This is a genomic window from Pumilibacter intestinalis (assembly GCF_943193005.1).
In the GTDB taxonomy this organism is placed as follows: domain Bacteria; phylum Bacillota; class Clostridia; order Christensenellales; family Pumilibacteraceae; genus Pumilibacter; species Pumilibacter intestinalis.
Window position 1 is genome coordinate 1 of the sequence record NZ_CALPCH010000035.1, and the last position, 6,902, is coordinate 6,902.

7 protein-coding genes are annotated in these 6,902 nt (G+C 43.7%); 2 read left to right on the forward strand and 5 right to left on the reverse strand.

What is annotated here, in order from left to right; all coding sequences use genetic code 11:
- Nucleotides 1–130: 130 nt before the first annotated feature.
- The 5 genes from NFR55_RS10275 to NFR55_RS10295 form a co-directional block, all read right to left on the reverse strand.
- On the reverse strand, nt 131–1,162 hold the full coding sequence (locus NFR55_RS10275; RefSeq protein ID WP_251548762.1) for a recombinase family protein: 1,032 nt from the start codon (nt 1,160–1,162) through the stop codon (nt 131–133).
- Between the two features lie 105 nt (nt 1,163–1,267).
- A complete protein-coding gene (locus tag NFR55_RS10280) occupies nt 1,268–2,905 on the reverse strand; it encodes a recombinase family protein (RefSeq protein WP_251548767.1) in 1,638 nt (545 codons plus the stop codon).
- 17 nt (nt 2,906–2,922) lie between these two features.
- Complete coding sequence (locus tag NFR55_RS10285; protein ID WP_251548774.1) at nt 2,923–3,081, reverse strand: hypothetical protein; 159 nt, start codon at nt 3,079–3,081, stop codon at nt 2,923–2,925.
- 146 nt (nt 3,082–3,227) lie between these two features.
- Entirely contained in the window at nt 3,228–3,857 is a 630-nt protein-coding gene (locus NFR55_RS10290; protein WP_251548789.1) for a sigma-70 RNA polymerase sigma factor region 4 domain-containing protein, read from the reverse strand.
- Between the two features lies 1 nt (nt 3,858).
- Nucleotides 3,859–4,125 carry a hypothetical protein gene (locus NFR55_RS10295; RefSeq protein WP_251548791.1) on the reverse strand — a complete coding sequence of 89 codons (267 nt, stop codon included), beginning with the start codon at nt 4,123–4,125 and terminating at the stop codon, nt 3,859–3,861.
- Nucleotides 4,126–4,390: 265 nt separating this feature from the next.
- On the opposite strand from NFR55_RS10295, the gene NFR55_RS10300 reads away from it, so the two are divergent.
- Both NFR55_RS10300 and NFR55_RS10305 read left to right on the forward strand, forming a co-directional pair.
- A complete protein-coding gene (locus NFR55_RS10300; RefSeq protein ID WP_251548794.1) occupies nt 4,391–5,308 on the forward strand; it encodes a hypothetical protein in 918 nt (305 codons plus the stop codon).
- A 235-nt stretch (nt 5,309–5,543) separates the two neighbouring features.
- Nucleotides 5,544–6,617 carry a rolling circle replication-associated protein gene (locus NFR55_RS10305; protein ID WP_251548795.1) on the forward strand — a complete coding sequence of 358 codons (1,074 nt, stop codon included), beginning with the start codon at nt 5,544–5,546 and terminating at the stop codon, nt 6,615–6,617.
- Nucleotides 6,618–6,902: the final 285 nt, after the last annotated feature.

The following is a 6,902-nucleotide window of genomic DNA, read 5'->3' on the forward strand; positions in this document are numbered from 1 at the left end:
GGTTGCGCGTTTCGCCCTTATTTGCCTATACACACGCCCCTGCGAGGCTCACGTCAAGCGGAACGTGGAATAAATAGTCCGCGTATCTAAATACGCATAATCAGTTGAAAGTCAATCATTCTCGGCTGTTTTACGTTTTGAATGTGAATCGGGTACGGTACGTTTTCCGTATAAAGGAAAAGCCCTGACTTTCGTCAAGGCTCATCGTTTTGGGCGTGTTGTAGATAATGACCATTTTATCGTCAAACAACCGAATTTCTTTTATGAGATAATTGATTAGCATTTGCGGCGATTGCTCCAAAGCAAGTTTGTAAAAGTCGGAAATCTCTTGGCGGCTTAACTTAAATGCCGATTGCGCTTTCTCTATGCGTATTTGCTTTTCGAGTTCTTCCGAAAGCGTTTCGAGTTCTCTAAGCCGTTTCATAGCGGTGTTGCTCGTGCCGCCGCACTCTATCGCGGACATAATGTTTTGTATGGCGTTTTCGGTTTGGCGTTGCTCCTTTACAAGCCGTGTCAATGCCGAATTTGCTTTTATGTAATCGTCTTGCATTTCGAGCAAAGTGTTTACAATGTAGTCCATATTGCTTTGCAACTGCGTTATTACGTTTTCAAGCACATAGTTTTCGAGAACGTCTTTTCTTGCTTGGGACTTTTTACAACCGTTGCCGTTTTTTCGTCCCAAACACTTGTAGTAACGTTTCTTTTCTCCGTTCTTGGCTGTGCCGCACTCCGCGCTTACGGGACTGCCGCAGTAGCCGCATTTCATTTTGTTGCGAAGTAGATAAACGACTTCGGTACTGCGTTTGCCGTAATGGTTTATGTCTATCTTGGCGCGTACTTTATTGAACGTATCGGTGTCCACGATTTGCGGATAGATATTGTCAAACACTTCTTCGTTATGGCGGTATATGCCCGAATACTTTTCGTTTTTGAGTATGTTGTAAACGGTGTTTCTTGCAAACGGTTTACCGCGATTGAATATGCCTTTTGCGGTCAACGCTTTTATGATGTCTTTAACGTAAACGCCCATAGCGTACTGCTCGTAAATAAATTTTACCATTTCGGCTTTGTCTTGGTCTATGACTACTTTATGGTTTTCCACTTTGTAGCCGTAGATTATAAAACCGCCTGTAAAATTGCCTTTACTGCGTGTTTCACGCATACCGCGTTTTACCTTTTGGGAAAGCTCGGCGGAATAGTATTCGGCATAGCCTTCGAACAGTTCAAAAGGACATAGTAATTTGGGCGGTAATTAGGGGTAAAACGGCTATAAAACCGAGTCAATATCCACTTTGTAGTAGATATGAACCTCTTGCGGCTTGCCTGTAACAGATTCTTTGCCGCCTATGACAAGCTTTTCGAACAAATCCAAACATAGCTCGCGGGTGAGCTTCGGGGCGTAGAGGTACTGTTTCATCCGCCGTATAAACTCGTCAATATCCGTTACGGCTTTCTCGGCTTCTTCAAGCCCCTGTTTGAGATAGGCTATGCGCTCATTTAGTTCCGTTTGCTCAGTAGTATATTTTTCAATCAAGCGCACGCAGACGCTTTCGGGAATTTTACCCGCAACCTTTTCTTCAAAAGCGCTCTCAATCAACTTGTCAAGCTCGGCAAGACGTTTTTCGTCCTTATGTATTTCTTTACTAACATCGACTTGGTTTTTATTCGTAAGCGTAGCGGTATGATCCAAATACTTCCGTCTGAACTCATCCTCGTTGGCGGTTATCTTTGCCGCCTTATCTTTCACGTCGTTCAGAACAATTTGCTCCAATACAGGCACGGGAATAAAATGACTGAAACAACCGGACGAGCCCGTTCGGGATTTTGTTCCGCAGTTAAAATTGAAATAAGTTTTTTCTTCGCCTGTCCGCTTGGCTATTTGCGTGTTCCAACCCAAACGCATTTTTGCACCGCAGTCCGCGCAGAACATCAGTCCCGAAAGAGGGTGCATAAACCCGCGCTTAGTATGCTTTCCGTGTCCTACGGCTTTTTCCACTTCTTTCACTTTGTCCCAAAGCTCTTTCGAGATAATGGCTTCGTGTGCGTTTTCAATTACAATCCATTCTTTTTCGGGACGGCGTTGCCACTTGTGGTTTTTGTACGAAACAGTCGTTGTCTTGTGTTGGACTAAATTGCCTATGTACGCTTGGTTAGCAAGCAATGTTCTTAAAACCGTTGTATGCCATAAGTGCGAGGGATTACGAACTCCGCTTACGCCCGTAGTCGCTATCCTATAATCGTTGGGCGTAAGGATATGCTCGGCATTGAGAATATCCGCAATCTTTCTCGGCGTCATACCCGTAGAACGCATTTCGAAGATACGTTTAACTATGGGCGCGGTTTCTTCGTTTATCTGTAAAGTACGTTTTTCATCCGTTCCGAGGATATAACCGTAGGGAGCATGGGACATTCCGTTTTTGCCGTTCTTGGCATTTTGAATACGCACGGCGCGGAGTTTCTTGCTCGTAGCGGCAGCCCACCATTCGTTAAATACGTTTGTAATGGGCATCATATCCATTGCAGCGGTATCTTTGTTTTCGGTGTCTATGTTGTCGGTAAGCGCAACAAAGCGTATGTTGTATAATGGAAAAACGTAATCGAGGTATTGTCCGACCATTATGTAGTTTCGTCCGAAACGGCTCATATCCTTGACGAGGATGGTGTTTATAACTCCCGACTTTGCGTCTTCAAGCAATCGCTTTACGCCCGGGCGCTCGAACGTAGTCCCCGAAATGCCGTCATCTACATAAACGTCGTGGAGCGTCCAGCCTTGCTGTTCTATGTATTCCGAAAGGATAGTCTTTTGATTTTCGATAGACAGCGATTCGCCCTGACGTTCGTCGTCGCGGGAAAGCCGAACATACATTCCCACGATATAGTCTTTACTGTTTTGTTTGGGTTGCATTTCATTACTCCTTATTGTTATGTGGATTTTTTGTTTTCCGCAAGAGCCTGTTTGAAAGCGTGATCGCAAACGATCTTTTTGAAATCTTTCTTGCCGACGTAGTGACTTATGACAACGTATTTCTTGCCGTGTATCATCTCCGTGCGAGTAGTATGGTTATGGTTTCCTTGTTGCATTAGTAGTTTTTAAGGTAACTTACACCTATGGCTGCAACAACTAATACAAAATTTCACCCCTGACTTGCGGAAAATGTCCATAAAAACTTTTATAACGACGGTGAATATTTACGGACAATGCGCATTACAACTCCGTAGCATACGTTTTAATTTGTCGCCGCTATGTAGGCGTAATATTTCTGCTGTATTCTCTTACGCCTGTACCATATCGTAGTAAGTTGCACCGCCAAGTATTTTGCCGTTTCCACATAACCCATTCCCGACATATAGCAATACAGCGTATCTCTTTCTTCGGAAGATAATTTCATTTTCTCTATCATCTTATCTACTTCTTTGTATTCTTCTTCTATACCATTCTCAAATGCCTTAAACTCCGTATGCGGTTCATTATACTCAAAAGCTTCCAAACTCATTTGTTTATTATCTGCTCTTGCGCCGCGCTGTAAGTATCTGCCGAGATGCCTGTAACAAGCCATCTTAACGGATATAATATCGCCGCGCCAGCCTTTGCACGTTTTGTCGCACAAGCGCTCGCCCAAGTGCTCCAACAGAAAACATATCGCTTCCTGTACCAAATCGTAACCGTCGGTCAAGATATAGTCTTCGCGGTCTTTGTATTCTATATCTCGGCATAACGACGCATATAATTTGTACATTTTATTATTACCGGATAATCTCGCATAGCCTCTGACGGCGCAAGTAGCTATTCTTTCGCCTATGAACTGCACATTATCTACCGTAAGTATTTCTTTTTCTCTTTTAACGGATTTATTCATCTTACAAAACCTCCTCGAAATCGTCTATGGAGATTTTGTTTTCGTAGAATCTTCCGTACTTGAAATACAGACTGCCGTTGTTATCTCTTAACAGTTCGAACGTATCCTGCGTAATCTTACCGCAACGGGATATCGCTACGGTGATTTGCTTACGGTCGAAGTCCACGTCCAAGATATTAAACGTAACGTCGTATTCGCCGTCAAAGTAGGAGAACTCCGAAAGGTAGAACTTTCTTTCGTTTTCTTGTATCCTTGCTTCTTTTTCCATTTTCTTTTACCTCTCTGTTTGTTTTTGCCCTTCGGCAAGGGGCGAAACAAACGAAAAAGCGGGTTATTGTATTGCTGTATATGGTGCTTGCTTGCGAAAGTCAAGGGCGACCGCAAAGGGAGTGCATTTCACCCTTGACTTTCGGAGTCTTTTCGTTTAGATATAAAGAAAGTATTTATTCAAATCTTTCTTCCCCGAAACGACGAAGGGCAAAAACGGAGTATATAAACTTGCTTTTTTCGTTGAAAAACGGTAAAATATACTTATGAACGAACTGTTTACGCAAAAATACGAAGCCGAAGAATGGGACGAGGACGAATATCCTTGGAAACAGTATAGACGCAAGGGCTACGGGTTTATATACATCAAAAATCCACATTATCTTGTTGACGGCGACGATAGAGAATATCTCATACGCAAGCCTACGCCCAAAGAACGTAGAGAGATAGTCGTAAACACCGTAATAGCGTGTAACGGAAGGACGTTCAAAGTCCATGCGCTCGCTCAAAGGTTGGCTGTGTCGGACAGAACGGTGCAAACAATTTTACGGCAGTTGGAGAAAGATAAGCTAATACAAATAACTCCCAAATGCGGCAAAGCCGGCAAGCAAAAAGGCAATGCGTATAAGTACATAGGACCGCATTGCGAGTTCTACGGCTCGGGGCTAACGCTCAAAGACTTATACGACATAAACAACGGCGTCGGCTTTCGGGATTGGGCGTGGAAAACGCACGGGTTTAATCACGACGAAACTTGGCATAATATCTATCCGCTATGCAGAGCAAAGTTTGAAAGACGAATGGCGCGTAAAGAATATTTGGAAGCAAATAATTTACCGCTTGTTGTTCCCGAAGATATTAAATACATAGTGTTTCGATACTGCTATTGGAAAGGCGAAACAAAAAAGGTAAACGGCAGGTATCTTTATTCCCAAGACCGAACGATAAAACTCAAATTAGAGCCGCTCAACCGAACGGAAACGGTAAAATTCTGCGGCATAACGCTAAACGTAGAAATAGCGGGAACGAAAGACAATCCGCAGGTAACGATTATAGATGCGGACACGAATAAACTATTAACCGTCTTTACTTGGTTCGATGAAAACATACTTATTGGCAACTTGGATATAGACGAAAACACCGTCGATCAGGTATTCATATTAGGCGACTTTACAACGAAATAGTTTCATAAAAAGCATAGAAAAGTGCGAGGAACAAAAATTCTTCGCACTTTTTTCGTATTTATGGGGTGAAAATTTATATTAGTGTGCGTAGGGACAAGATTGCTCGCCACTATGACTGCAAAAAATAAATACAAGGAGGGACAAAGGTAACTTACGGGCGGTCAAAGTCCTTAATAAATGCCCTTTCGGGCGAAGGAGGTGAAGAATTATAAATAATAGATACAAAGGCGACCAAATGGGACGCATAGATCAAGACGGTATTGCGGCATGGTATCCCAAATGCAAGGTGCGCAAAGAGGGCGATCATTACATAGCCACGCCGCATACGACCAACCCTGCAAAGCGTACCGTGCGTAGGCAAAAAGAAATTGTCGTGTCGGTTAAGGGCGGTAAGTATGCTTTGGAAGAAAAACCAATTGACAAGATGTTAAACGACATTTATACGCAAGCCGAGCAAACTACCGAGCCGACGGTTAAAAGTTCGTCAGCGGCGAAAGAGCAAGCCGTAAACGAACGGTCTATCGTGCGCATAACCACGCTTAAACAAATCTTCGACGAGCTTTATGACAAGTATTACAAGCAATATCCGAACGTTAGAAAACAGTCCATTCTCAAAGATATGTTACCGCTTTTTCCGAGCAAAGAAGACGCAACGTATTTCGTGGACGAGCATTGCCGAAGAAAATGGCGCAACGCTTATACACGCAAACAGCGATTCGCATATAAGGCGTACAACCAAAATTACGAATACTTTTTCACGGTAACATTCGATTCCAAAAAGCACACCGAAGAAAGTTTCGAAAAGAGTTTGAAGAACGCGCTTTCCAATTTGCATAAACGCTACGGCTGTTTATTCCAAGGTGTATGGGAACGCGGTACTGAGAGCGATAGGCTTCATTTTCACGGGCTTATTTACGATCCGAATAAGAAGATTACCGGCGAATTAGAAACGATAAAAGATTACAATCCTAAAACGGGCAAGATGAAAACGTATTTACAAAGCAAGTATTTCTTTGATAAGTTCGGACGGAACGAGTTTAGCGAAATAGTACCGCAAATGTATGAGGCGGCTATACGATACATAACGAAATATTTGAGTAAGCAAGACGTAAAGCCGTATTACTCAAAAGGCTTATACCGTTTCATAGAAAGCGACATTGACGGAAACGACGTTATTTGCAAAATGGACGGAACGGACGAGCGGGATATACGGCTGATTGTATCCAATAAATTCAAGATTTGGGACGAGGGTGCGCTCATAGGCGAAGTGTCGCCCGAGACGATTGCCAAAGCGCCGAAAGTGGCGTAAGGCGTAAAAAACAACGACTGTACAATACAATCGCTGTTTAGATAATAACCGAAAACGATACTGCGGCGGCGAAAGAAAATTCGGGGCGAGCGCAAGGGGTTTACCGCGTCGCCCCGAATTTCGCCGCCGCGGTCGTTGCCATAGGCAGGATTTTTCGGCTATGCTACTTGGTTGATTGGTTGTACCTTTCCGTCGATTTGGGCGATGAGTTGGGATAGTCGTTTCGGTCGGTGGGTGGGTTGTGTGTGCCTGTCTCGGCGCCCGAGCGCGACAGCGCGAGGGTGA

What these genes read in the sequence shown, in the direction of transcription:
- NFR55_RS10275 (WP_251548762.1), bottom strand. Translation starts at nt 1,162, where the DNA reads ATGCGTGAAACACGCAGTAAAGGCAATTTTACAGGCGGTTTTATAATC.
- NFR55_RS10280 (WP_251548767.1), bottom strand. Translation starts at nt 2,905, where the DNA reads ATGCAACCCAAACAAAACAGTAAAGACTATATCGTGGGAATGTATGTT.
- NFR55_RS10285 (WP_251548774.1), bottom strand. Translation starts at nt 3,081, where the DNA reads ATGCAACAAGGAAACCATAACCATACTACTCGCACGGAGATGATACAC.
- NFR55_RS10290 (WP_251548789.1), bottom strand. Translation starts at nt 3,857, where the DNA reads ATGAATAAATCCGTTAAAAGAGAAAAAGAAATACTTACGGTAGATAAT.
- NFR55_RS10295 (WP_251548791.1), bottom strand. Translation starts at nt 4,125, where the DNA reads ATGGAAAAAGAAGCAAGGATACAAGAAAACGAAAGAAAGTTCTACCTT.
- NFR55_RS10300 (WP_251548794.1), top strand. Translation starts at nt 4,391, where the DNA reads ATGAACGAACTGTTTACGCAAAAATACGAAGCCGAAGAATGGGACGAG.
- NFR55_RS10305 (WP_251548795.1), top strand. Translation starts at nt 5,544, where the DNA reads ATGGGACGCATAGATCAAGACGGTATTGCGGCATGGTATCCCAAATGC.